We start from the raw sequence: 24,828 nt of genomic DNA, 5'->3' as shown, positions 1-24,828 counted from the left end.
AATAGTATAGATTGGAATAACTCAATGTACGCAAACCTATGGATGGCAGCTTAATCCTGTTCAACATTCTCAATCCGCCGGTTTTGTTCTTTTTCTTGGGAATGCTGGCAGTATTTTTTAAATCCGACCTAGAGATTCCCCAACCACTGCCTAAACTCTTTTCTCTCTATCTGTTGATGGCGATTGGTTTCAAGGGAGGTTATGAACTAGCGGAAAGTGGCATCAATAACCAAATCGCTTTAACTTTGATTGCCTCTGTGGTTATGGCTTGCATCGTTCCCATTTACACTTTCTTTATCCTGAAAATTAAACTCGATAGTGCCAATGCTGCGGCGATTGCAGCCGCCTATGGTTCCATTAGTGCCGTTACTTTCATCACCGCCAGTTCTTTTTTAGAAAAACTGCATATTTCCTATGGCGGTCACATGGTAGCGGCCTTAGCTTTAATGGAATCGCCGGCGATTGTAGTGGGTTTAATCCTGGTGCGAGTCTTTAAAGAGAAAAATGGCGAAGAAGAAGCATTTTCTTGGTCAAAAGTTTTACATGAAGCCTTTTTAAATGGTTCGGTATTTCTCTTAGTCGGTAGTGTTATTATTGGTATGCTGACGGGGGAAAAAGGCTGGGAAAAATTAGAACCTTTCACCCAAGAGATTTTTTATGGTGCTTTAACTTTCTTTCTCCTGGATATGGGATTAGTGGCGGCGAAAAGAATCCGAGAATTAGGCAAAACTGGTGCTTTTCTCATTGGTTTCTCGGTATTCATTCCCGTCATCAATGCTATGGTGGGCATCCTCATCGCTAAGGTTCTCGGATTTGAACAGGGCAATGCTTTATTATTCGCTATTTTGTGTGCCAGTGCCTCTTATATTGCTGTTCCTGCGGCCATGAGAATGACTGTTCCTGAAGCTAATCCTAGTTTATACGTTTCTATGGCCTTGGCTTTAACTTTTCCCTTCAATATCATCATCGGTATTCCCCTGTACCTAGAGATGATCAAAATCATTGGCTGTGGAGTCTAAAAGTCCTGGCGGTTTTTAAATAATTCCTGTCAAAATTGTTCTCTTTCACTTGTACCTTTTTTACTTAACTACCATGCTTGAATCCCCGCATCCTTCCCTACAAACTGTCAAAAAAGTAGATATAATTGTTAGTCATGCTCTTCTGGAAGAAACCTTAAGCGTTCTTGATGTTGTTGGAGTTTCCGGTTATACCGTCTTTGGCAATACTTCGGGAAAAGGTGATCGAGGTTTATCCTGTGATGACTTGGATTGTGATTACAGTGGTAACTACATTATGACCGTTTGTAATAGTGACGAACAGCTTGGTCGTCTGATCGATAAAATTCAGCCTTTTTTAAAAAAAGCCGGCGGAATTTTTGTGGTAACTACGGCCCAATGGCTAAGTCATTAGACCTCTTGTAAAAATCAAAAATTGTTCCGGTTGATTAGGAGTCAGCAGTCAGGAGAAAGATATTTTCTGGTTTAGAATTTATCTGTATCTGGTCTGGGGCCAACAGCGCCGGCGGGATTAACAAAAAGATTACCCCCGGCTTCATTTTGGAAGATACAATCGATTTTCGGTTTGCCTTCCAAGGGTCCGGTATAACCAAAGGTATTCATCCGGTTTTTACAGCTTTGTACCTGCTGTCCATCGACTAATTTTTGTTGTTCTAAAATTGACCAGTTATTGCGTCGCAAAACGCAACCGGGTTGCATGACTGGTTGGGTAACAAAAACATTAAAGGGGTTAAGAGTGACATAAACCCGCAAATCGGTGACAATGGCACTGGCCCCAAACTGCACGCATAATTCCGCATTGGGGGCGCTGCGATCGATTACTTCCCGGGAAGCGACGTTTTCGGGGCTAAAATTAGCGGTAGAACTGAATACCAGACCGAGACCCACTCCTAGGACAAAAATACCGCCAATCAGGGCGATCATGGCATAGTTCAATTTTGCCAATAGGCCACCGGGGGCCGAAGCGCGGGAGTCATCGCCATAGGAGCGGTCATAATCCCGATCGCGCGATCGGGGAGGAGTATAACGAGGTCTTCTATTCATAGAAATTGCTGATGTGGCTGCTATGGCGGTCAGTCGTGAGCTATTAGCTGATATTAACCATTGTTCTATCCTAGCAACCCGGGGGATAAGCGGGAGGATAGGTATAGTATAAGGCTATATCGTTTTTTTTGGGGTTAGTATGCTATGGTGGATGACTAAATAGAGTAAGTCAGCCTAATCCAAGTTTCTATGCTAGATATTAGCTAGACAAATTCGGAGCGGAGGAACCATATTTGGGGCGTATTTCTAGATTTTTTAGCCTAGAAAAGGATATCTCTCTATCCTAGCCCGTCAGCTAACTTCGTCGGCGTGGGGGGGAAGACTGAAACATCACTACATTCCTAGCAATGTCTTGATCGGTTCGGTTATGTTGCTGATACTACTTGATAGTGATAACTTACAGGAGACATTGTCTATGGGGATTCTCATGCCAGATTACCGACCGCAACAATTTTAAGATTTTCCGTAGATAACCATATTTTTTGTAAGTTTGCCGTACATTCGGGCAAACTTTTAGTCGTATCGAGAAACCGAGAGTAAAAACAGGATCAAAAATGCTGGAATCTTTACCAATGTGGATTGCTGCAATGACTTTTATTGCAGTCATTGTGGTGATTATGTTCGAGTGGCTTCATATTACTGTAGCGGCTTTACTGGGAGCTTTAATATTAGTTTTTACCCATATCATGACTCTCCAGGAGGCGGTGGGTTATATCAGTCGCAGTTATGCCACTCTCGCCCTATTTTTTGGGGTAATGGTGTTAGTGAGAGCCTTTGAACCAACGAAAATTTTTGATTATTTAGCAGCACAAATGGTGCTTTTAGCCAAGGGGCAGGGCAAATTATTACTAATAGGAATCGTCGCCATTACTACCCCGATCTGTGCGGTATTGCCCAATGCTACCACGGTGATGTTATTAGCACCTTTAATTCCACCCTTAGCTCAAGATATAGGTGTGGATTTTGTGCCGCTCTTAATCCTGATGGTTTTCGTGGCCAACAGTGCAGGATTATTAACTATTGTTGGTGATCCCGCTACTTATATCGTCGGTGATTCTATTAATATCACCTTCATGGAATACCTACAGCGTTTGAGTTTAGGTGGTGCGCTGGCAGTAATTACCATTCTGGTTATGTTACCTTGGTTATTCCCCAAGATCTGGCGGACAAAATTCGAGCATTTAGAAGACTTACCCCATCCGAAAATTAATCATCCTCGCGTCTTAGCTCTGGGGGGAATTATCGTCTTTTTAGTCTTATTTTTATTCGTCGTCGGTGAATCTTTTCCCGTACCCCTTGCTCCTGCTGCCGTTGCTCTGATGGGGGCAGCTTTAGCCCTACTTTTAGCCCAGCAATCGAAGATAGATACGGTGCATAATATTCTCCGAGATGTGGACTGGAGTACCCTATTATTTTTTATGTCGATTTTTGTCCTAATTGGCGGCTTAGAAAAAACTGGGGTGGTTAATAGTATATCGGGACTTCTGGCGATAATTTTAGGCAAAAATATCTTTTTAGGTTCTCTAGTCTTGCTGTTTTTTGTCGGACTTGTTTCCAGTGTCGTTCCGAATATTCCCCTAGTGGTGGCCATGGTTCCACTACTGAAACAGTACCTTGTTAATGTTAATTTAGTCGGGACAGAGGTTCTTTCTCCCGATTATGCTGGTTCTTTTCCCCCGTCCGTTTTACCGCTTTTCTATGCGATGATGTATGGAGCTACCCTAGGGGGTAATGGTACTTTAGTGGGGGCTTCTTCTAATATTGTCGCCGCCGGCATCGCCGAACAACACGGGGGCAAAATTACCTTTCATACCTTTCTGCGCTACGGTTTACCGGTGATGTTTACTCAGTTAGTTGTCTCGGCTATGTATATGTTAGTTTTCTTTGTCTAGTCTATCTCTGGGGGTATTAATGTTAAGTCCGTTTAAGATTGACAAAAACGTTAACATTGATTAACATTCTCCTATTCGTGCTAGATAATCTGGATTGATCGGCGATCGTGAACAAAAAAATCTCTGTTTTAGCACCAGATTTATCCGGTGGTGGTGGTACAAGAGTCTATTTGATTGCTCAAGTCTTGCAACAGCTAAACTGTCAGGTGACGGTTTATGGACCGATTTTTGGACGGGAAGTCTATCCCACCCCACCGGGGAATATACCGGTGGTATCGGTCAAAGGCAATAATTATCCCCAGTTTTTTGGCCAGATCAAAACTTTACTCGATCGCCTCTCCGGAGAGATTATCTATGCGGTTAAACCCCGTCCCACCAGTTTCGGCATCGGTTTACTGAAACGTTTTTTTTCCCCACGGCCCCTAATTCTCGATATTGACGATTGGGAAATGAGTTGGTTTGGTGGCGATCGATGGTCCTATCGTCCTCATCCTCGACAATTAGCTAGGGATATCCTCAAAAAAAATGGTGCGCTTAGGGATCCGAATCACCCTCTTTATCTGCGTTGGCTGGAAAATTTAATTAACCGCGCCGATGCGGTGACGGTTAATAATCAATTTTTGCAAAAGCGTTATGGGGGGATTTATTTACCGAATGGCAAGGATACGCAACTTTTCGATCCCAATCTCTACGATCCCGTTGCTTGTCGTCAAAAATACGGTTTATCTGCCTATAAAGTCTTAATGTTCCCTGGTACAGCTAGACCCCACAAAGGTTTAGAAGATGTCTTAATCGCTTTAGATCAAATTGGTGATCCTGATTTTAAATTGGTGGTGGTGGGGGGTCGCCAAATCGGGGATGGCTATCTGGATAGTTTGTTAGAAAAAGGTCAACCTTGGTTAATTCATTTGCCTGCTCAACCGATCGATCGAATGCCGGAAGTTGTGGCCGCTGCCCATGCTATTATCGTTCCCCAGAGGGATGAAGCTACGGCTCAGGCCCAATTTCCGATTAAACTCACCGATGGTATGGCGATGGCTAAACCGATTATTTCCACTAAAGTGGCAGATATACCGGGAGTTTTAGCTGATATTGGCTATTTAGTCGAACCTAGATCACCAGAGCAACTAGCTGTCATGATTAGAGAGGTTTTTAAAGATCTCGACTCGGCTAATGCACGGGGACTAAAAGCGAGAGAGCGCTGTATCGCCTCCTATAGTACCACCGCCATGGCGACAACTCTCTCTGGCATAATTACTTCTCTGGAAGGGAAATATTAGAGTGTAGCGAGTAGGATAATTGACCGTTGACTATTTACCTTATTACTTATAGCGATGAATCCTAATCAAATTCTGCTTAAATATACGCTGAAACACTGGATATTAGTGGTTTCCAGCATTGTTATCGGCTTTGCCAGTACCATATTTAATGGGGTAGGAACTGTTTTAGTTATACCTTTGCTAATTTCTTTTATTAATCCCGAAAATGATATCTTAAAAAATGCCCCTCAGATTATCAAAAAGCTGCTCTCCGTCTTCGAGGTTTTCTCGGTCGATACTCGTTTTTTCTGGATGTTTGCGGCGATATTAGGGATTTTAATTCTCAAGCACATTACCAATTTTGTTAGTAATTGGCTAGGAACTTACTTGTCTTTGATAATGGCAAGAGATATGCGAATTGATTCAGTTATTCTGCTGCTAGAAGTGGATATAGATTATTATGTAAAAAGTAAAATAGGAGATATTTTTAATCGTTTCATGTCGGAGATTAATCGAGCCGTGGGATCAATTAGAAATTACATAAACCTAATTAAGATTATCGCCACAGCTTTCATGTACTTAGCTATTTTATTATCAATTTCTTGGCAATTAACTATTTTTTCTAGTGTTTTAGGTGGCCTTTTAGCTCTGCTTAATCAATACTTTGTCAAGAGATCAAAAAAGTTTGGAGAGATTATAACCGTAACAGCTAAACAGCAAACTAATAAACTGTTGGAACTGTTAACGGGAATTCGCCTAATTAAAGCGGTAGGTAATGAAAGATACGAATTAGAATCTATTGTCGAAGATATAGAAGCCAGGGAGAAAGCGGGTTTAGATGCCCAGACTAATAAGGCTGTAATCGAACCGCTTAATGAGATCGGTGGGGTAATTATTATTGCTTTAATTATCATTGCTGGTCGTTATCTTTTTAATGAACAACTGCAAGCTTTAGCGACGATTTTATTAACCTATCTCTATGTACTTTTCCGGGCCCTGCCGATAGTTAGTCAAATTAACAGTGCTAGGAGTAGTCTAGTAGGTGATGTTTCCGCTGTAGAAATGGTAGCGGATTTTCTCATTCGAGAGAATAAACCATTTATGAGCAATGGCTCTATTCCCTATCAAAGATTAGAGACAGGTATTCATTTTGATAACGTCCAATTTTCCTATCCTGGTCATCAAGAATTAGTTCTCAATGGCATTGATCTTTGGATTCCAAAAGGAAAAATGATCGCTCTTGTTGGTGCTTCGGGGGCGGGAAAATCGACGATTGCTGATTTATTACCACGCTTTTATGATCCTACAGCCGGAAGAATTCTTTTTGATGGTCAAGATTTAAGGGATTATGAGATCAAATCTCTGAGAAAAGCCATGGGAATAGTCAGTCAAGACACTTTTCTCTTTAATAATTCTCTGCGTTTTAATATTGCCTACGGATTAAGCGATGTTAGTGATGCAGAAATTTTAGCAGCGACAAAAAGGGCGAATGCCTACGAGTTTATCTGCAAACTGCCGGAAGGACTGGATACGGAAATTGGTGATCGGGGAGTGAGACTTTCGGGGGGACAAAAACAAAGATTAGCGATCGCTCGTGCCTTACTGCGAGATCCAGATCTTCTCATTCTCGATGAAGCTACCAGTGCTTTGGATACAATTTCTGAGCGTTTAGTACAGGAAGCGATCGATGAACTCTGTCGCGAGCGGACTACTCTTGTGATCGCTCACCGTCTTTCCACTGTTCAAAAAGCCTATCAAATTGTGGTGCTGGACAAGGGAAAAGTGGCAGAAATCGGCAATCACGAGGAATTATTAGCTCAAGGTGGTCATTATGCCCGTTTACACGCTCTGCAATTTAGTGATAGCAAAGAGGCCGACTCTAAGAAGAGGGAAGATGAGCAAAAAAGAAAAGCTTATTTATCCTACGAAGCGAGAAGCAGTCTTAATAGTCTTTTAGGTTCTCTGCGTCTGGTATCTGAGGATTTAATCGATGATTCTCAGGAGAAACAGGAAATTTTAGAAGAATCCTGTAGTTCAGCTATGCGACTTCTCCATATTATCGAAGACTACGAGCATTCCTCGACTCGATAGATCTCCTGCAAAAATCAAAAATTGTCGTGGTTAGTGAGGATTCAGGAGACAGGAGATAGGAGACAGGTTTTGGGTTTTGGGGTTTTGGGGTTTTAGTTCAATTTCCCCACTTCCCCACACCCCACACCTCACACCCTCTTTCAAGTCAGGAGACAGGAGATTTGCAAGAGGTCTCTGGAAAAAAACTCTTAATTTATACTAAAATAGTTAGTACATATAGGCATCTTCCCAGACGGTGAAAAGGAATTATTTACCCTTGAAAACCACAGTTAAAGTCAGCACACAACCCCAATTACCCCTACATCTAGTTATTACCCATCCCCAGTATCGTTTTGTCGATTTATTCGCGGGAATCGGTGGGTTTAGAATCGCTTTGGAGAAATTGGGAGGACGTTGTTTAGGCTATTCAGAAATCGATAAACAGGCAATCCAAGTTTATCAACAGAATTTTATTAGCTATCTCAACAGCGATGAAATTGCTTTCGGAGATGTGAGTAAAATCAGCAATTTACCCGATAATCTTGATCTTATTGTCGGCGGCGTTCCCTGTCAACCTTGGTCGGTGGCGGGATGTTTACGGGGATTTGAAGATCCCCGGGGAAAACTCTGGTTTGATGTGATTAAATTAGTCCAGAAAAGTCAACCGAAAAGCTTTATTTTCGAGAATGTCAGTGGGTTAGCTAGTCCTCGCAATCGGGAGAATTTAGAGTTAATTATCGATGAATTAACTAGCTGTGGTTATCAAGTTTACTGGCAGTTATTAAATGCCTACGATTTTGGTTTACCCCAGAATCGCGAGAGAGTTTTTATCGTAGGAATTAGAAAAAATATAGATAACTATGAGCGGTTTAAATTTCCTTTACCTTTGGGTATCCATCCGAAGGTTTTGGATATTTTAGAAGACATCAAGAATATTCAACCCGTCGAGAAAGTTAAGTTATCTGCGGATACTTTATTTAATGGTTTTGTTCCCCCATCAAGAACTCGTTTCCAAAAAGAAGATGAATTAAATGACTTCTTTATTTTTTCTGATTTAAGAAATGGCCACACAACTATTCATTCTTGGGATATTATCAAAACTACGGAACGACAAAAAAGTATCTGTTTAGCTTTGCTGAAATTAAGACGCAGTAAAAAGTATGGCGAAAAAGATGGTCATCCCGTGGCTTTTTCTACTTTTTTGGAAATTATACCCGACCTAAAAATCGAGGAACTAAATCAGTTAGTTTCTCTCGGTATTTGTTGGCAAACGACCGCAGGTAAGTATGAATTTATTAACTCGAAAAATATGACGGGAATTAACGGCATTTATCGGATTATTTTACCGACGGCCGATATTATTCCTACCCTAACCGCTACGGGTGCTAAAGATTATATTGCTACTATTTCAATTACCGCTACTCATCCCCAAGAATACAAACAATTGTTTTTAAAGAAAATCTATAAACCCAAAAAGTTTCGAGAAATTACTCCCCAAGATGCGCGTAAATTACAAGGATTCCCCGATAATTTTATCTATCATCCACAGTCAGCTATTTCTAAAAAACAATTCGGAAACGCTGTTCCTGTACCAGTGGTGGAGGCAGTAGCAAGAAATTTACTGGAAATAATTTTACCAAATTAATTATCTAGATAATTACGAAACTTTTGTCTATACTTGTTGATAAATGCTTGATCTTTTTGAAGATCGATAAAAGCTTCTTTAATTAATGACAAAGTATTGATTTTACCAGAACAAAAATCCCAAAATTCATTTTCAACCCATATATCATGATGTTCCTCTAGAGGATACATTTTATTTCCCTGTGATTGCCACCATGTTTGAGGTAAGAAAGGATTAAAAGGAATAACAATTCTTGTGTGAATACTTGCTAAAGGTTCACGGGACAGCCGATAACAATACCAATCTAACAACTGGTCGCTAAATCTAGAACCATCTCCCCTATTAGGATGTGTAGCTTTTAAATCAAACACATACTCAATATTGTCTTTGATTAAATAAATATCTACTCCATGACCAGAAGGAGGATCGATATAATTGAGGTTATTCCTATTTATTTTCTTAGCTACTACTCTAAGTCTTTCAATGCACTCTGTCATGGATATTTTTTGTTCTTTCGATTTTCTGAGACTTTTTAAATTATCGAGTTCACTTCTTAAGTCTTGAGGAAATGGACTAGGTTGTAAAAGTTTTTTATCCTGCTTATATAAAATACGAAATCCATTATCTTTGGCTAAAAAGGTTGCTAATTTTTCCCAGAAAGTAGTTCCCATGCTTGTCGTTAGTCCAGTCATCACAGAACTAATCTGTCTCTCTTCTGGAAATAAATAATCTAAAATATGATGATTCCTAGGTTTGGGTTTTTTAAAATAGTTTTCTATTGAGTTTTTAATTAGCTTTTGAATTTCTATCACTAACTGGTTATTATCCATACTGAATTGCAATTAATCAAATTTATAGATCAGCAAAAAGATCAGCAATAGATATATCAAGTGCTTTGGCTAACTTTTCGATATTTTCTAAAGATACATTACACTTACCAAGTTCGATACTGGAAATATAAGTTCGGTGCAGTTCCGCTTTTTCAGCTAAGATTTCTTGAGATAAGTCAAGTTCCCTTCTGCGTCTTCTGATAGCTTTACCAAAACGATGTTTGATATCTAAGGATTCTTTTTGTGCCACAGATCAATTATCAAGAAAGTGTATGAGACATTTCTACAGATTATAATTCACATTTTGCAGATTATAATTTACATTTTGTCTAAAACATTGCTTCGTTCCTCTTAAAGTACAATTGCTGCTATCGCTTCGACTATCTTTTAACTCTTATTTTCGTAACAACTCGAAAAATGTTTCTTTATCAAGACCAATATCTTGAATCATACCCATGAGAGTACCTTGCTTAATATCTTTTCCTGAATGAATAGGGATCACAACCCTACATCCACCACTATTTTTGTAAATAGCATGGCTACCTTTTTGACGATCCAAATAAAAGCCCAATTTTTCAATAACTTTAATAAACTCCTTGACTTTAACTGCGGGATACTGACTCATATTAAAATATTTAAAGGCTTAAAAATCAAATCTTCTTTGGGAATGGGTTGATGATCAGCTATCAAACTTTCGAGGTACAATTCCATAGCTTCTGTAATATTGACAATCGTTTCTTCAAAAGTGTCTCCTTGAGAATGACAACCTTTAAGCGCAGGACAAAAAGCGTGATAACCACCGTCTGACTCTTTTTCTAGAATAACGGTGTAGTTATAAATTTGTTTGGTATTATCACTCATAACACTATCAGTTGTGGATTTTAAACTATCCTAGTTACACTTAAGAAATGCTGGATAAAACACAAAAATTTTACCTGTCAACCCCTCCACCCCAATTATGTCAAAATTATTTGACCAATAGTTGACATTCGATACATTGTTTAACAATATTTACAATACTTTGTAATTTTGTTGACAAATATAAATTTTCCCAACAAATCTTATAGGATTGATCTTGAAGCCCTCAGCTTAATTGAAAAATAAAGAACTAAAAGTGGATGTTCTGATATCTGAAAAATTCTCTAGGTGCTGAACGCTAATAGCTAGTAAAAATCTAACTACTTTAAATTGAAAAAATGATCATGTTTAAACGATATGAAGCTGATGAACAAGTTATATTTCATGGTGATTCTTTGCCGATTTTATCCAGTGAGATTGATTCTAATTCCGTAGATCTTATTTTTCTCGATCCTCCCTATAATATAGGTAAGCATTTCGCCGATTTTTACGACAAATGGGAATCGGAAAATGATTATATAAATTGGGCAAATCAAATTCTTGATCATTGCCTTCGCATCTTGAAACCCCAGGGAACATTATATGTTATGGCCAGCACTCAAGCAATGCCTTACTTTGATCTTTACTTAAGACAAAAAATGACGATTCTTAGTCGTATTATCTGGCATTATGATAGTTCAGGAGTACAAGCAACAAAATACTTTGGTTCGATGTATGAACCAATACTTCACTGTGTGAAAGATAAAAATAATTACACTTTTAATTCAAAGGATATTAAGATAGAAGCAAAAACTGGAGCAAAACGAAAACTAATTGATTATAGAAAAGCGATTCCGAGTCAATACAATACAGAGAAAGTACCGGGCAATGTCTGGTATTTCCCTAGGGTAAGATATCGCATGGATGAATACGAAAATCATCCCTCACAAAAACCTGAATCATTGCTAGAAAGAATTATTTTGGCCAGCACTGACAAGAGTGGAATTGTGCTTGATCCCTTTGCAGGAACTTTTACAGCTGCAGCTGTAGCTAAACGTTTGGGAAGAATTTCTATTAGTATAGAATTACAAGAGGAGTATTTAAAAATTGGTCTTCGACGGATTCTCGGATGGCAAGAATACAAGGGAGAAAAGTTACTCCCTCCTCAAAAAAGCTATAGTAGAAAAAGCGAAAATAAACAAGAATCTAACTTTGTACAGGAGAGTCTTTTCGATGTCGATAGTAAAGCATGAATTCACCAAGATAATTATTAAAATTATCGATAATTACTTTCCCAATCAGGGAAATAGCATTTTAAATGCTAGTGAGTTATTGCAATATTTGAACATTAAAACTAGAGCCGCTAATCGAGGTTCTAAATCCCGATCAGGATTGGCTAATCATTATGCCATTTATGTTTTAGTGGAAGACTATATTAATAATGAGTTTCATCTTAAGGATGGATACGACGAGTATAAAGGCGCTCAGTATATGACACTTTTTCGCAGGCAAAGGGAGCTTCCTTTTGGCAATAAATTACAAAATCATGCTCTCAATCATCGATTAAATCAGGAATTTAACAAGTATTTTCCTACTTTATCTTATCTGCCTATAATTAGAGATGTTAAAACCAATAGATACTGGATTAATGAGAATCTAATTAAGGTTTCTCTAGAGGGTAATCAAGTTAATATTGCGCCAGTGATTATAGATATAATTGATGCCTATGTGCAAACAAGACAAAAAGCATTTAATCAATTTATCAGCTATTGTCAACAGATGATTGATATTCAACAGCAAGATCCCCAGAAAGCCATTGAATTTATTCGGAGTTTACTCAGACCAAACATTGATGCTAGAGTTTTTGAGATTGTCAGTTATGCAATTCTTAAAGAGTATTATGGGGAACAGAAAATATATTGGGGATGGTCGCCTGATCGCTTAAACTCTGAATACTTACTTTTATATAAAACTGGTCGAACAAATGCCAATGACGGGGGGATAGATTTTGTCATGAAACCCCTAGGTCGATTTTTTCAAGTTACGGAAACGATAGCTGCTGATAAATATTTTTTAGATATTGATAAAGTGCAAAAATATCCCATTACTTTTGTGGTTAAAACTGAGCAGACTTGCGAGGAAATTTTAGAAAAAGTTGCGGAGCAAGCTAAGATAAGATACAAGATCAGGGCAATTGTCGAAAGATATCTAGAATCTGTAGAGGAAGTGATCAATATTCCCGAATTAATCAACCGTTTTGAGCGGGTTTTAGCTCAAGGTAAAGGAGGAGCGGTAATTGCAGAAATAGTTTTACAGAGCCGGATTGAGTTTAACCTAGAATCAGAGCCATAAAGATATCTGACTCCCCAGCTAAACTAGAATAGAAAGATAGGAAAGCGATCGAAATTAGAATGACGACCGAAATTGAAAAAGAACTAGAAACCAGCGAAGCTGTCTTGGAAAAACGGCGAAATTTTGCCATTATCTCCCACCCTGACGCGGGAAAGACCACCCTGACCGAAAAACTGTTACTATACGGGGGTGCAATCCATCAAGCGGGTGCAGTCAAAGCAAGACGCGACCAACGCAAAGCCACCTCCGACTGGATGGAAATGGAAAAACAACGGGGAATTTCGATTACTTCCACGGTTTTACAGTTCGATTATCGTGATTTTCAGATTAATCTCCTCGATACTCCCGGCCACCAAGATTTTAGCGAAGATACCTATCGTACCCTGGCCGCTGCCGATAATGCAGTGATGTTAATCGACGCGGCCAAAGGTTTGGAACCCCAAACGAGAAAACTCTTTGAAGTGTGCAAACTGCGGCAGTTACCCATCTTTACCTTTGTTAACAAAATGGATCGCCCCGGTCGCGAACCTCTGGATTTATTGGACGAAATCGAGCGAGAATTAGGATTACAGACCTATCCCGTCAATTGGCCGATCGGAATTGGCGATCGCTTTCGGGGAGTCTTCGATCGAGCCACCCAGACCATACACCTGTTTGAACGTCGCTCCCACGGCTCTCAGGAGGCGCAGGAAACCGTGATCGAGCTTGACGACCCCAAAATTGAGGATTATCTCGAAAAAGACCTGTATTACCAGTTAAAAGAGGATATAGAACTACTCTCGGAATTGGGTGCGGAATTGGATTTGCCAGCAGTCCACGCAGGAGAAATGACCCCGATCTTTTTTGGTAGCGCCATGACCAATTTTGGGGTGAAATTATTCCTAGAATCCTTCCTCGACTATGGATTGCCACCCAGAGGACGCAATTCCTCCCTCGGAGTCCTTGATCCCACCTATCCCGATTTCACCGGTTTTGTCTTCAAACTGCAAGCAAACATGGATCCCAAACATCGCGACCGGGTGGCCTTTGTGCGGGTATGTACGGGGAAATTCGAGAAGGATATGGTAGTAAACCACGCTAGAACCGGTAAAACTATCCGTTTATCCCGTCCTCAGAAGCTTTTTGCCCAAGATCGGGCAGTTATTGAAGAAGCTTATCCCGGAGATGTGATCGGATTGAATAACCCCGGGGTCTTTGCGATCGGTGATACCATTTATATGGGTAAAAAGCTCGAATACGAAGGTATTCCCTGTTTTTCTCCAGAATTATTCGCCTATCTCAGAAATCCTAACCCTTCCAAGTTCAAACAGTTTCAAAAAGGAGTCTCGGAATTACAGGAAGAAGGGGCCGTACAGATATTATCCTCGATCGATGAATTTAAACGCGACCCGATTTTAGCCGCCGTCGGTCAATTACAGTTTGAAGTGGTGCAATTCCGTCTTTTAAGCGAGTACGGAGTCGAAACTACCCTCGAACCCCTAGCCTATAGTTTAGCCCGTTGGGTCGCCGGGGGTTGGGCCGCTTTAGAAAAAGCAGGTAAACTCTTTAATACTCTAACTGTCAAAGATTACTGGGGTCGTCCCGTCTTATTATTCAAAAATGAGTGGAATTTACAGCAAGTCAAAGAAGATCATCCCTCTTTGCAATTAAACTCGATCGCACCGGTAGGATCGGGAGTAGAACCGCAATCCTAACCATTAGACCTCTTGTAAAAATCAAAAATTGTTGTTAGGGTTAGGAGTCAGTAGCCAGTAGTCAGTCCCGATGAAAAAATTTTCACCCCCACAGATGAAAGAGGTTTCCTTCCCTACACCCTACACCCCACACCCCACACCCTGCCACCAGGAAGAACTTTTTGCCGCAAACCCTAATTATGCAAGAGGTTTATTAATCTGACAAGACAATTACCGAACTGGTCAGGACAAGATGGCGACCCCCAGACAACTACTCTAAAGTAGAAGTGGTCAGAAAGTCTCGATCTTTCCTAACACTCGGATGTCTCAAAGCACTATCATTGACGAGTCCCCCACCATTAGAAAAAGTCCTGCTGTCAATTCCCGAATTAATCCCTGTTTAATTCGCTTTTGTTATTTTCTGGGAAATTATCTGGTTTTACCAGCTTTTTTCAGCAAAATAACGGTGACAGGCCAGGAAAATATTCCCCTAACGGGAGGTGTCATCTTGGCACCTACCCATCGGTCCCGTTGGGATGCGCTGATTTTACCCTATGCGGTGGGACGCTTAGTTAGTGGACGGGATTTGCGCTTTATGGTTTCCGCTAATGAGATCAAAGGGGTGCAAGGTTGGTTTATCCGACGTTTGGGGGGTTTTCCCGTCAACACCGATCACCCCGGTATGGGTAGTCTAGTCCATAGTGTCGAACTTTTGGCCGCGGGGGAAATGGTGGCGATTTTTCCAGAAGGGGGTATCTCTCGCGATCGAGTGGTTCATCCCCTTAAACCGGGGGTAGCGCGGATTGCGTTGGAAGTTAAGACTATCAAACCCGATGCAGATATCAAGATTTTGCCGGTAAGTATTAGTTATAATCAGCCTTACCCCGGATGGGGAAGCGAAGCAACAGTAAATATCGGTCAAGGGATTAATGTGCTTGATTATCAACAAAATTCGCTAAAACGGGAAACTGTCCGCTTAACCAAAACCTTGAGCGATCGCTTAAAACTTCTCCACGAGGATCAATCACCTTAATCAGCTGTTGATACTAAATCCTGTTCAAAAAGTATAGGATAGTGGGGGGGTCACTGCGTGCGCGTTGCGGGGGGAAATGGGGTGATAGGGAAGTGGGGTGTGGGGAGAAACAATTCATAACTTGAGAGTTAATCACACTATTAAAAACGGATTTGGTATGACTATCTACCCCATGAGTGGGATTTCGGGGACGGATTAAAATGATTGTTTTAACTATTTTTAAGCAAAAAAGTGGCTTTTCTAGTTTAAATAAATAATATCTTGGTTTTTGCTGCTTCTGGCTCCTGAATACTGCCTCGAAGACCCCTCAGATCGGGGAAGATATCCGATTGTTGCCGGAGGTCTAATGATAGAATGGGCATCAGCGAAAGTAGTTTGTGAGTGAAGTGATCCGATGCAGTTCCAAATCCAGCCAGACAGTGAAATACCCGCCTCTAAGCAATTATTTGACCAAATTCGCTTCGCTATCGCCTCTCGTCAGTATCCCCCGGGCCATCGTTTACCTAGTACCCGTCAACTAGCTATGATCACGGGATTACACCGTAATACGATAAGTAAAATTTATCAACAACTGGAAGACGATGGGTTAGTGGAATCCATAGCAGGTTCGGGGATTTATGTCAAGGCTCGCGGGCATGAAAACGATAATTTATTGGGTTCGCCCCTATTGGAACAAAATCCAGAAATAGGCCGACTAATTAGCCAGAGTTTAGCCAGTTTTCTCGCTCAAGGTTTAACTTTAGAGCAAATTCGCGAGTTATTACTGGCGGAAATCGATTGGCGATCGCAGTGTAGTTCTCAGGTTCTTGTCACCATTCCCCGTCACGATTTGGGTGCAGGAGAACTAATGTTAAGAGAATTAGAGCAATCCCTCAAAATTCCCGTCCAATTAGTGGCAATGGAGGATTTAGCCCAAGTTTTAGCCAATACTAAATCTGCCACTGTTGTCACCAGTCGCTATTTTATCAGTGTAGCGGAGGAAATTGCCGCTCCTTTTCAATTACGAGTCATTCCCATCGATATCTACGATTACAGCAAGGAATTGGCATTAATCAAAAAATTACCCACCGATAGCCGCTTGGGGATTGTCAGTATTAGCACCGGTATTATTAAGGTGGCCGAAGTTTTAATTCATAGTTTACGGGGCGATGATTTATTAGTTATGTCTGCCCAAATTCATGAAACGGATAAGTTAAAAGTTTTAGCCCGAACTTCCCAGACAATTATCAGTGATCAAGCGAGTTATACGTTAATTAAAAATATGATTAATGAAGTGCGATCGGATTTAATTCGTCTGCCAGAAATTATCTGTAGTGATAATTATATTGGGGATAAATCAATTCAATTGCTCAGACGAGAATTAGGATTAGGTGGTTAGAGGATAAAAGACACATTTTAACCTCTGAATCTCTCCCAATCCCTTTACTGTTACCTCTTGCCTTATCTCAACAAGCAATTTAAGTAGGGAGGCACAATTATTTGTAGGATGGGTTAGCGGTAGCGTAACCCATGCTGGCGTTGGGTTTCATGCTTCAACCCAACCTACGTTCATCTTATATTTAATTCCACTCACCCACTTAAATGCGCGGGCAGCTGAACTTTAAAATTTAGTTTAATCTATGGTTACTATTGACAATGACCTAGGGCAAATCGAGAATAAAAGCGAAAAAAACTTTTAAGAAGTATTAACTTTTTTAGTACAATGGGGCAAGAATAGGGATAAGCTCAATTTTTCACTCTCGGACGAGGTTAGATGAAAAGTGCTGACTGTTTAACGGTATCCCCCGGGGAACCGCTTACCGATTGGCAAAAACTCGGATTAGATTTGGTGGCTCGTTGGCAGGGACGAGATGTTATCCTAGCGATCGATCTTACCGGTAGTGTTAACTTTAATGATGAAGGACGGACGCGCCTCGGTCAAATTATTCGCGATAGTTTAAAAAATAACGATTCCGTTTATCTTGAATGTCGGGGTGAAGACCCTCGCTTTTAGCGACGGGATGAAACCCCGACCAGTATAAAACAGCAAAGCACGACATTTTGACAGGCTCAATGTAAAAGCTCAATGTTCACTAAAATCTTGACAATCCGATGCTCTACAGGTTAACATAAAATAAGTTGTTTGAGGTCGATAAACAATGATTGTCTTAGAAATGAAAGCCGTGGTCAAACCAAGTCAATGTTCTGCCATTGATGAAGCTATTCGTACAGTACAATTCATCCGTAATAAGGCTTTAAGGCTTTGGATGGATGCCAAGAGAGAAGACACAATCGATAAATATTCTCTCAATAAATATTGTGCAGTTCTCGCCAAACAGTTCAAGTTTGTCGATACTCTAAATTCTACGGCCAGACAAGCATCGGCCGAACGAGCTTGGTCAGCTATTGCCCGTTTCTATGATAATTGTAAGAAAAAGGTTAAAGGAAAAAAAGGTTATCCTAAATTCCAGAAAAATAATCGTTCTGTGGAATATAAAAACTCCGGATGGAAACTATCGGAGGATAGAAAGAAAATAACTTTCACAGACAAGAAAAACATTGGGACGGTTAAACTAAAAGGAACTAGAGACCTAAACTTTTATCCTATAGACCAAATTAAACGAGTTAGAATTGTTAAACGAGCGGATGGTTACTATGTCCAATTCTGTCTAAGCGTTGATATTCGGGAATACGCAAAACCCCTAGAACCAACAAAAAGATGTGTGGGATTGGATGTAGGTTTAAAAGTTTTCTACGCTAATAGTGATGGGGAAACGGTAGAAATACCGCAATACTATCGCAAGGCAGAAAAAAGATTAAATCGACTGAATCGGAAGAAGTCTAAAAAGTTTAGAAAAGGTCAACCTCAGTCAAACAACTACCAAAAAGCTAGAAAGAGATATGCTAGAAAGCATTTAAGAGTAAGTAGGCAACGTAAAGGCTTTGTCGAAAAAGAGGCATTGCGCGTCATTAAATCTAACGATTTCATCGCCTACGAAAACTTAAATATTCAAGGCATGGTAAAAAACTCTAAACTAGCTAAATCTATTAATGATGTGGCTTGGTCAACTTTTCGGCAATGGTTAGAATATTTTGGTTTTAAATATGGTAAGGCTACGGTAGCAGTAGCCCCCCATAACACGAGTCAAAATTGTTCTAATTGTGGTCAAAAAGTACCTAAATCTCTATCTACGAGAACCCATGTTTGTCCCCATTGTGGCTATGTAGAAGATAGAGATATTAACGCCGCTATCAACATTCTCAAAAAGGGACTAAGTACGGTAGGGCATACCGAAACTAATACGCTTGGGGAGAGATTCCCTCTGGTTTGGTTGGATACGTCCTGCCAGACTAAGGAAACTCAGTGAACCAAGAATCCCTCGCTTTTAGCGATGGGAGTGTCAATTAGTTCCCTTTGCTGATAATGTTCAACCGATTACAGAACCGATTTTAATTCGCGGAAGGGAAGATATAGACGCGGTTTTAAAGGCGATTCCCTGGCAATCTAGCCAAAGTGCTAAAAATACCGATATTCAGGGAGCAGAATGGCACGTTTATCCCCGACTGGCACGCTTAAATCAGTGTCGTTTAACTGCCAATCAAGCTATCAAACCCCAGTCGGTAGTTTGGATTTCGGATTAGGTGGTACTGGTCGAGATGTGTTAATGAGAATTCGTCGCTTTATTATTGATAAATACGGGAAGTTATCTAAAATATTTGAGCTTGTTAGCTTACATTAATTGTATTCTAATTTTCCTTTGTGTTTCAGTTGCCACATCCCACCGCTACCAACCGGGGTAACTTGTGCAGGTGAAATTAAGGTAAATTTACTGGTGTTGCCGCTTTTATAGCCATCAAATAAAGCAGATACTGTAAACTTTTGAGAAGCGGCAATAGCGTGCTGTTTCGGAAAGAGTAAGTAATCGTTTCCTACTGATACGATATAAAATCCATCAGGGGACACATTAGATGTCAAAACCACAGGCTTACTACAATTATTCCATCTTTCTGCTCCTTTATCTTCATCCTCGACCACTTCTCCCTGTTTGTGTACCCCATGAATATTAAGGATAGCATCTGGAGACTGATTATAGGAATTGATTATGTTTTGCCATTGCCGGGGAATATCTACTGTCTCAATTGCCTCTTTGTTAAGCAGCTTTCTTAGTTGCTCAATCTCTTTTTTAAGTGCTTCGATATCTTGGACATTTGTCTGAACTTTTAACTCTAAATCTTTTTTATCTTGCTGTAACTGGTTTACCTGGCTATTTAGAGTTGTAGCTTGTTGTTCTAGTTGTGCTTTTTCAATGTTTACATTGTACAATCGTGTTTCTAGGTTTTGATAAGAACTAGAAAGTCCCTGATTTTCCTTACGCAACTGTTCCACTTCTCCTGAACTAAACTGCTCGATTTGCTGACGTTGTTCTGCTAAGTTCTGCGATAGTCGATTACGTTCGTCATTTAGCTCTCTAATTTTTGTCAAATGACGTTCTTTTTGATCCTCATATTCTTTAATTTTAATCTCTAATTGCTCATCTTTTTCTTTATGTTGAGATATACTCCCACCCTCTTTACCTATACTTAAACTACCAACTATTGCTTGAATATTACTAACTTTATCGCTTAAATCTTTCAGTGTATTTTGCGTAGTTTCATCTAGGGAAGTTGATTTTACATCAGTGATTATCTCTTTTTTAATAGATTGAAGTTGTTCCACTAGCAAATTTTGAAAAGCCGAAGAGATAATCTTGGAATTGTGTACTATATTATTATCAATTTCTTGTGAACCACTTTTATTTTTAGCAATCCAAATATCTTGATTAGCCCCGTTGATCGTAAAAATAGGTTTCTGAGGATAACTTTTATAAATTTTATTTGTTTCTAGCTGTTTTTGTATATATCCAATAACATCAGAAATACTAATTAAACTATTGGGAGTAGCTTGACCATCTAACCCCCCTTCTATCGCTTGACATAACAAATGGGTGAAGACGCTAGATGAACTGTCTGCCAATTCATAGCTCTTCTGACTTTCTTGACAAGAGGCAATAATAGCAATACCTTTGGGTAATTCTAGTTCTAGATTTTCCAAGGGATTAAATTCGTTTTTTTTAGTCCCTATTTCACTTAAGATTTTGCCACTATGACAAGCATCAATAATAATGATAGCACGCTCAATTCCTGATGCTCTTAGCTGATTTATAAGATTTTTAAAAGGGTAATAACTATCTTCATCTAAGCCCAGTTTAATACAATATTGCTGATTTTTGACAATTCCATGTCCGGAGAAATAGAACAATAATTGATCGCTAGAATTCAATTTTTTGAGAATTTCTTTTAGTTCTTTTAAAAAGGAAAATTCGTTCTCACAATTGTGAAGAGGCGGATAAATAGGCTCGCATCTTCCAAGATTAGGATCGGTTAACAAAGTCCACAAACGAGATGAATCACGGTTGCCAGCCTGCAATTCATCCCCTGTCCGTGCATTAACAACAAATGCTATTCTTTTCCCTGTTGTTTCGTTCATGATTTATTGTTTATAAATGTTGACCAAAATATTTGATTCTGTTGAGCTAGACTGAAGTTGAGCAATTGTAGTTTGAATATTTTCAATTTGTTGCGGAGAAATATTTTCAATGGTATAAGTTTGAGTTCCAATTGTCATTGAAACAGAGTATCTGGGTTTTTGAGATTGCCAGTATGCTAAAACTGAAATAAAAGTTCCGACAGCAGATAAGGCTAAACTAGCAATGGCTATTCCTATCGTTAATCCGCCATCCTTCACCTTAGATAAAGATTCAAGTTTTTCTTGTTTTACGGTTAAGTTACACTCTTTTTCAATTAGCATAGCAAGGTATTCTAATTCATAAGAGTCTTCCGATGTAACCTCGTGTTGTAAATTTATGTTAATGTTCATAACTGTTTGTTCATTATTACTAGACTTATTATAATCCAACTAATGGCAGACAGGAACAGTATCGATTACAATATAAAACCACTAAAACATAAATCAAGTTTTTCTGTGCTAAATTTATGTTATAAAATCCTGACAAACCAGAAAAAATCATCATTCAAATTGATGGTACGCCGTCTATGAAAGGGTTTGTCAGCGATCGCAATAGTCGCTACATTAGAACCCTAAGATTATTAAGAAGTGCGACAAATACAGCTTTTCCCGTCACGCCATCTCCTACCTTTTATGTTTTTGGGACTCAGCGACTCAAGGAGCCGATCAATCATCAATCGGCTGAAACTGCCTGGTTTTATAGTGGGGGAAGACCTGAATTAAGAGATGCGGCCACTCATAAAATTATCGCACCCCAAAAGACTGATCCGCCCAATTCCCTCTACGTTATTGTGACGGATTTATATCAAGAAAAAGCCCAATGGGAAGACTTAGTAGCACAACTCAAAGATAGTTATCTTCTCAAAGATGGCTACGCCGTCGGTATTATCGCAGTCAAAAGTGAATTTTTGGGGGATATTTATGATGTCGGATTAGATAATATTCGTTATCCCAGTGTTAAAACAAATCATCCCTTTTATATCTTAGTGTTAGGTCGCTATTCTCAGGTTAAACAATATTTCGATAAAATCAAATCGGAAAGTCAAAATACAGGACTTGATTTTCCTGCTGAAAATTTTGTTATTTTCTCCACTCAAATTTTTGAAAAACCTGCTTTACTGCAAATTAATGACAATGAACAACCTACCCCTTCATCTTCTTCTCCGACATCAGATAATCCTCAGAAATCAGGAATTAGACGAGTACAAGTAATTAATGATGGTAGAATAGTGATCAAAAACGTGGAGAATCCTCAAAATGTAGAACGACTTATTATTCCTAGTCAAACGAGCAATGATAGTCCAAAAGAGACTTCTTTAAAATATAGACTCAACTATAATCCTCTGCCCTATACTTTGCCACTAGGGAATTCTGCTAGTTATCAACTCAATGGTGATAGTGACTTTAATAACAACACAGAAGAATTTAAAAAATTAGATCCCCAAAGTTCACTGATTCCCCTTCAACTAACGAATTGGCAATCTACGAATAGTCAATTAGAATTTAATGCTTTAATAAATCTTGACAATAATCCTCAAGGAATTGGCGTTTATCGCTTAATTTTTGATGTATTTCCCGAAAAAATTTCTGGCTCATCAAGACCATATCAAGCCCCGTCTTGGTGGAAAGATTGGAGTTTTGGCGAAAACGAAATTTTTGCAGGAGATAGAACTTACAATTTACAACCCTTTTTATATAATCTAGGAGATACGACTTTTAGAATTATTGAAAATAAGCCAAATGTTGCTCTTGGCCGTCTTTGCTTTATTATCCACAAAAAGTAGGGGTTTGTCAATCAATCAAAACACGGGAGCATCGAGAGCATCCCATTTATGCAAAAATATAAGAGAGAACACCAAAAATAAGTGATTAAATTTATTCAATAGGACAAGCAGACATAACGAATTTATCTTCATTATCGCCTCTAAGAAGGAATTAAGGAAGAGATTTAGACAATTTATTCAACTGTAAGCGATTAAATAGCCAGTTGACCATTAGACACCTCCATAATATTATTTTAAGACTGAAAATGTTTCCAGCAAAGGAGTTGGGCTAAATAAAAATTATTTTATTTGCCCCATAGTTTTTCTATAAAATTAAATTAGCAATGAAAGACATACATTTCAGCCGTTGCACTATTTTGTTAGTACACAGCATAAAAGCAAGCTGTGATTGGTTTATCACTCTTGGAGATATCTACTGATTAGGTATCTCGAATAAGCAAATCGAAAACTTCAAAAACTGCAAACAGCAACCCCGATAGTTATCGATGAAAAATCAGGAAAATTTAAATTTCAGTCGGGAAGTGCCCAATTAAACCCTGCTTTAAAAACCCATATTCGTCAGCGCATTATTCCCGCTATCGAAACCATTACCAAAGACAGAGAAATCGACTTCATTCAAGTAATTGGACACACCGACGGACAAGGAATACAGAAGACAAGTAATCTCGATAAAAATATCGAATCGGTTGCCAGCAGAAAACAATCTGTTAAAATGCTAGTACCCGGTTCTAACACTGATTTAGGATTAATGCGAGCTTTAGCAGTAGTGCAAGAAATCGAAAGCACAGGTAAACTCAAAAACGTCAAATTTCGAGCTTTTTCCGCAGGACAGTTATACCTCCCATCGGGTAAATTAGCTGCGGTTAATCGTGACGCAGATGCAAGCAGACGCAGAATTGAAATCCGTTTTATTCCCCCCGGTAAAAAACAATAAGACAAAAAAATTCTAGAAATTTGTTTTTTTATCTTTTGCTTGTTACACTGAGGAAAGAACGAAATTCAAATCAATATCTATGGAACAAAACACTTTAGAGGGGACTTGGGAAGAAATTTTACAGCATAGTGCTAAATTAGCAGGTCAGCGAGTGAGATTGACCATTCTACCTAATCAATCTTCCAATTCTTCCACTCCAGAAACCCTAGACCAAAAATTAAAAGGAAGAGTTGGACGAGTTTATTTTCAGCCATCAGATTTATCTGAGCGAGTAGAAGAAGTTTTTACAAATATTTTAGATGTTCAAGACTAATCAGCATTACATCAATGACTCTTTGCGACGCTTCTCCACTTATTGCCTTAATTAATGAAGCTGATAAAAATCATCAGCGTTGTGTTGACATTTTATCTTCGCTATCGGCCCCCCTTGTCACGACTTGCGCTTGTTTTACCGAAGCAATGTATTTATTGCGTCGATATGGTGGTTGGTTCGCACAACAAGAATTATGGGGTTATGTGGTAGATGAAATACTGGTAATACACCATCATAATTCAGATGAACTAAAAAGAATGGAAACCTTAATGATACAATATCAAGATGTTCCTATGGATTTAGCAGATGCTTCTTTAGTAGCCATGGCTGAAGTTCTTAATCAAAAACAAATATTCACTCTCGATAGCGATTTCTATATTTACCGACGGTATGGAAATCAACCTTTTGAGGTTGTACCTTAATTATTTTTCATTCCCTATAGGGTAACATCCTCGTATAAATCCCGAAAAGATGCCGTCATATTAATACTCTGTAAACTAAAACTTTCTTGCTGATAGGTTTGCAGAATCCATAAACCCTGTTCACCCCGTCGAAAAGTTTCCACTCGTTGGTGTTTACTATTGACTAAGACATATTCCTCTAAACTTTCTAGAGTTTGATA

General features: G+C 39.2%; 24 protein-coding genes, 3 pseudogenes and 1 riboswitch. Of the genes and pseudogenes, 19 read left to right on the top strand and 8 right to left on the bottom strand.

Annotated features, from left to right (window positions below; all coding sequences use genetic code 11):
• Window positions 1-38: 38 nt before the first annotated feature.
• Both ACE1AQ_RS13720 and ACE1AQ_RS13715 read left to right on the top strand, forming a co-directional pair.
• Window positions 39-1,019, top strand: coding sequence for a sodium-dependent bicarbonate transport family permease (locus ACE1AQ_RS13720; protein WP_110544062.1), 981 nt, complete (start codon window positions 39-41; stop codon window positions 1,017-1,019).
• Between the two features lie 73 nt (window positions 1,020-1,092).
• Window positions 1,093-1,410: a P-II family nitrogen regulator gene (locus ACE1AQ_RS13715; RefSeq protein WP_106909375.1), complete on the top strand. Its 318-nt coding sequence runs from the start codon at window positions 1,093-1,095 to the stop codon at window positions 1,408-1,410.
• Between the two features lie 71 nt (window positions 1,411-1,481).
• On the opposite strand, the gene ACE1AQ_RS13710 is transcribed toward ACE1AQ_RS13715, so the two are convergent.
• Window positions 1,482-2,060: a DUF3172 domain-containing protein gene (locus ACE1AQ_RS13710; protein WP_046663470.1), complete on the bottom strand. Its 579-nt coding sequence runs from the start codon at window positions 2,058-2,060 to the stop codon at window positions 1,482-1,484.
• Between the two features lie 161 nt (window positions 2,061-2,221).
• A riboswitch (cyclic di-AMP (ydaO/yuaA leader) is annotated at window positions 2,222-2,385 on the top strand.
• A gap of 229 nt (window positions 2,386-2,614) precedes the next feature.
• Here ACE1AQ_RS13710 and ACE1AQ_RS13705 point away from each other — a divergent pair.
• From ACE1AQ_RS13705 to dcm, 4 genes are all read left to right on the top strand, one after another.
• A complete protein-coding gene (locus tag ACE1AQ_RS13705; protein WP_106909376.1) occupies window positions 2,615-3,952 on the top strand; it encodes an ArsB/NhaD family transporter in 1,338 nt (445 codons plus the stop codon).
• A gap of 107 nt (window positions 3,953-4,059) precedes the next feature.
• Complete coding sequence (locus tag ACE1AQ_RS13700; protein WP_110544060.1) at window positions 4,060-5,232, top strand: glycosyltransferase; 1,173 nt, start codon at window positions 4,060-4,062, stop codon at window positions 5,230-5,232.
• A 54-nt stretch (window positions 5,233-5,286) separates the two neighbouring features.
• Window positions 5,287-7,302 carry an ABC transporter ATP-binding protein gene (locus tag ACE1AQ_RS13695; protein ID WP_110544058.1) on the top strand — a complete coding sequence of 672 codons (2,016 nt, stop codon included), beginning with the start codon at window positions 5,287-5,289 and terminating at the stop codon, window positions 7,300-7,302.
• A 256-nt stretch (window positions 7,303-7,558) separates the two neighbouring features.
• Window positions 7,559-8,926, top strand: coding sequence for a DNA cytosine methyltransferase (dcm, locus tag ACE1AQ_RS13690; protein WP_110544070.1), 1,368 nt, complete (start codon window positions 7,559-7,561; stop codon window positions 8,924-8,926).
• Here the strand turns inward: dcm and ACE1AQ_RS13685 are convergent.
• The 4 genes from ACE1AQ_RS13685 to ACE1AQ_RS13670 form a co-directional block, all read right to left on the bottom strand.
• The gene (locus ACE1AQ_RS13685) at window positions 8,923-9,735 is read right to left on the bottom strand and encodes a TdeIII family type II restriction endonuclease (protein WP_008203585.1); all 813 of its coding nucleotides are present in this window, start codon (window positions 9,733-9,735) and stop codon (window positions 8,923-8,925) included. The two genes, dcm and ACE1AQ_RS13685, sit on opposite strands and share 4 nt — an antisense overlap.
• A 22-nt stretch (window positions 9,736-9,757) precedes the next feature.
• Complete coding sequence (locus tag ACE1AQ_RS13680; RefSeq protein WP_008203587.1) at window positions 9,758-9,985, bottom strand: helix-turn-helix domain-containing protein; 228 nt, start codon at window positions 9,983-9,985, stop codon at window positions 9,758-9,760.
• 144 nt (window positions 9,986-10,129) lie between these two features.
• Complete coding sequence (locus ACE1AQ_RS13675; RefSeq protein WP_002744591.1) at window positions 10,130-10,360, bottom strand: type II toxin-antitoxin system HicA family toxin; 231 nt, start codon at window positions 10,358-10,360, stop codon at window positions 10,130-10,132.
• Window positions 10,357-10,596 (bottom strand): type II toxin-antitoxin system HicB family antitoxin, encoded by a 240-nt coding sequence (locus tag ACE1AQ_RS13670; protein WP_002732327.1) that lies wholly within the window; start codon window positions 10,594-10,596, stop codon window positions 10,357-10,359. Before ACE1AQ_RS13670 ends, ACE1AQ_RS13675 begins: the two co-directional genes overlap by 4 nt.
• Window positions 10,597-10,937: 341 nt before the next feature.
• On the opposite strand from ACE1AQ_RS13670, the gene yhdJ reads away from it, so the two are divergent.
• The 9 genes and pseudogenes from yhdJ to ACE1AQ_RS13625 all read left to right on the top strand — a co-directional run bounded on the left by yhdJ (window position 10,938) and on the right by ACE1AQ_RS13625 (window position 19,349).
• The gene (gene yhdJ, locus ACE1AQ_RS13665) at window positions 10,938-11,825 is read left to right on the top strand and encodes an adenine-specific DNA-methyltransferase (protein WP_008203592.1); all 888 of its coding nucleotides are present in this window, start codon (window positions 10,938-10,940) and stop codon (window positions 11,823-11,825) included.
• On the top strand, window positions 11,806-12,924 hold the full coding sequence (locus ACE1AQ_RS13660; RefSeq protein WP_110544056.1) for a restriction endonuclease: 1,119 nt from the start codon (window positions 11,806-11,808) through the stop codon (window positions 12,922-12,924). Before yhdJ ends, ACE1AQ_RS13660 begins: the two co-directional genes overlap by 20 nt.
• Before the next feature lie 59 nt (window positions 12,925-12,983).
• Window positions 12,984-14,618, top strand: a complete 1,635-nt coding sequence (gene prfC, locus ACE1AQ_RS13655; RefSeq protein WP_110544053.1) for a peptide chain release factor 3 — start codon at window positions 12,984-12,986, stop codon at window positions 14,616-14,618.
• A gap of 301 nt (window positions 14,619-14,919) precedes the next feature.
• Window positions 14,920-15,630, top strand: coding sequence for a 1-acyl-sn-glycerol-3-phosphate acyltransferase (locus ACE1AQ_RS13650; protein WP_008203596.1), 711 nt, complete (start codon window positions 14,920-14,922; stop codon window positions 15,628-15,630).
• 394 nt (window positions 15,631-16,024) lie between these two features.
• Window positions 16,025-17,008, top strand: coding sequence for a GntR family transcriptional regulator (locus tag ACE1AQ_RS13645; protein ID WP_008203598.1), 984 nt, complete (start codon window positions 16,025-16,027; stop codon window positions 17,006-17,008).
• Window positions 17,009-17,383: 375 nt separating this feature from the next.
• A pseudogene (locus ACE1AQ_RS13640) lies at window positions 17,384-17,593 on the top strand (VWA domain-containing protein); the annotation flags it as partial.
• 175 nt (window positions 17,594-17,768) lie between these two features.
• Window positions 17,769-18,977: an RNA-guided endonuclease TnpB family protein gene (locus ACE1AQ_RS13635; protein ID WP_110544051.1), complete on the top strand. Its 1,209-nt coding sequence runs from the start codon at window positions 17,769-17,771 to the stop codon at window positions 18,975-18,977.
• Between the two features lie 37 nt (window positions 18,978-19,014).
• A pseudogene (locus ACE1AQ_RS13630) lies at window positions 19,015-19,248 on the top strand (VWA domain-containing protein); the annotation flags it as partial.
• On the top strand, window positions 19,155-19,349 hold the full coding sequence (locus ACE1AQ_RS13625) for a hypothetical protein (protein ID WP_002793343.1): 195 nt from the start codon (window positions 19,155-19,157) through the stop codon (window positions 19,347-19,349). The pseudogene ACE1AQ_RS13630 and the gene ACE1AQ_RS13625, both read left to right, overlap by 94 nt.
• On the opposite strand, the gene ACE1AQ_RS13620 is transcribed toward ACE1AQ_RS13625, so the two are convergent.
• Both ACE1AQ_RS13620 and ACE1AQ_RS13615 read right to left on the bottom strand, forming a co-directional pair.
• A complete protein-coding gene (locus tag ACE1AQ_RS13620; RefSeq protein WP_110544048.1) occupies window positions 19,346-21,136 on the bottom strand; it encodes a caspase family protein in 1,791 nt (596 codons plus the stop codon). The genes ACE1AQ_RS13625 and ACE1AQ_RS13620 overlap by 4 nt on opposite strands.
• A 3-nt stretch (window positions 21,137-21,139) precedes the next feature.
• A complete protein-coding gene (locus ACE1AQ_RS13615; protein WP_061430453.1) occupies window positions 21,140-21,526 on the bottom strand; it encodes a hypothetical protein in 387 nt (128 codons plus the stop codon).
• Window positions 21,527-21,702: 176 nt separating this feature from the next.
• Here ACE1AQ_RS13615 and ACE1AQ_RS13610 point away from each other — a divergent pair, with 176 nt between their 5' ends.
• From ACE1AQ_RS13610 to ACE1AQ_RS13595, 4 genes are all read left to right on the top strand, one after another.
• Entirely contained in the window at window positions 21,703-22,959 is a 1,257-nt protein-coding gene (locus ACE1AQ_RS13610; protein WP_232306207.1) for a hypothetical protein, read from the top strand.
• A gap of 712 nt (window positions 22,960-23,671) precedes the next feature.
• Window positions 23,672-23,893 (top strand): hypothetical protein, encoded by a 222-nt coding sequence (locus ACE1AQ_RS13605; RefSeq protein ID WP_008203612.1) that lies wholly within the window; start codon window positions 23,672-23,674, stop codon window positions 23,891-23,893.
• A 79-nt stretch (window positions 23,894-23,972) separates the two neighbouring features.
• Window positions 23,973-24,206: a hypothetical protein gene (locus tag ACE1AQ_RS13600; protein WP_002756604.1), complete on the top strand. Its 234-nt coding sequence runs from the start codon at window positions 23,973-23,975 to the stop codon at window positions 24,204-24,206.
• Window positions 24,207-24,220: 14 nt separating this feature from the next.
• Entirely contained in the window at window positions 24,221-24,628 is a 408-nt protein-coding gene (locus ACE1AQ_RS13595; protein ID WP_002801652.1) for a type II toxin-antitoxin system VapC family toxin, read from the top strand.
• A 14-nt stretch (window positions 24,629-24,642) separates the two neighbouring features.
• Here ACE1AQ_RS13595 and ACE1AQ_RS13590 read toward each other — a convergent pair.
• A pseudogene (locus tag ACE1AQ_RS13590) lies at window positions 24,643-24,828 on the bottom strand (Uma2 family endonuclease); the annotation flags it as partial.

This window comes from Microcystis sp. BLCC-F209 (assembly GCF_041928595.1).
In the GTDB taxonomy this organism is placed as follows: domain Bacteria; phylum Cyanobacteriota; class Cyanobacteriia; order Cyanobacteriales; family Microcystaceae; genus Microcystis.
This window is presented reverse-complemented; position numbering and strand designations above follow the sequence as displayed.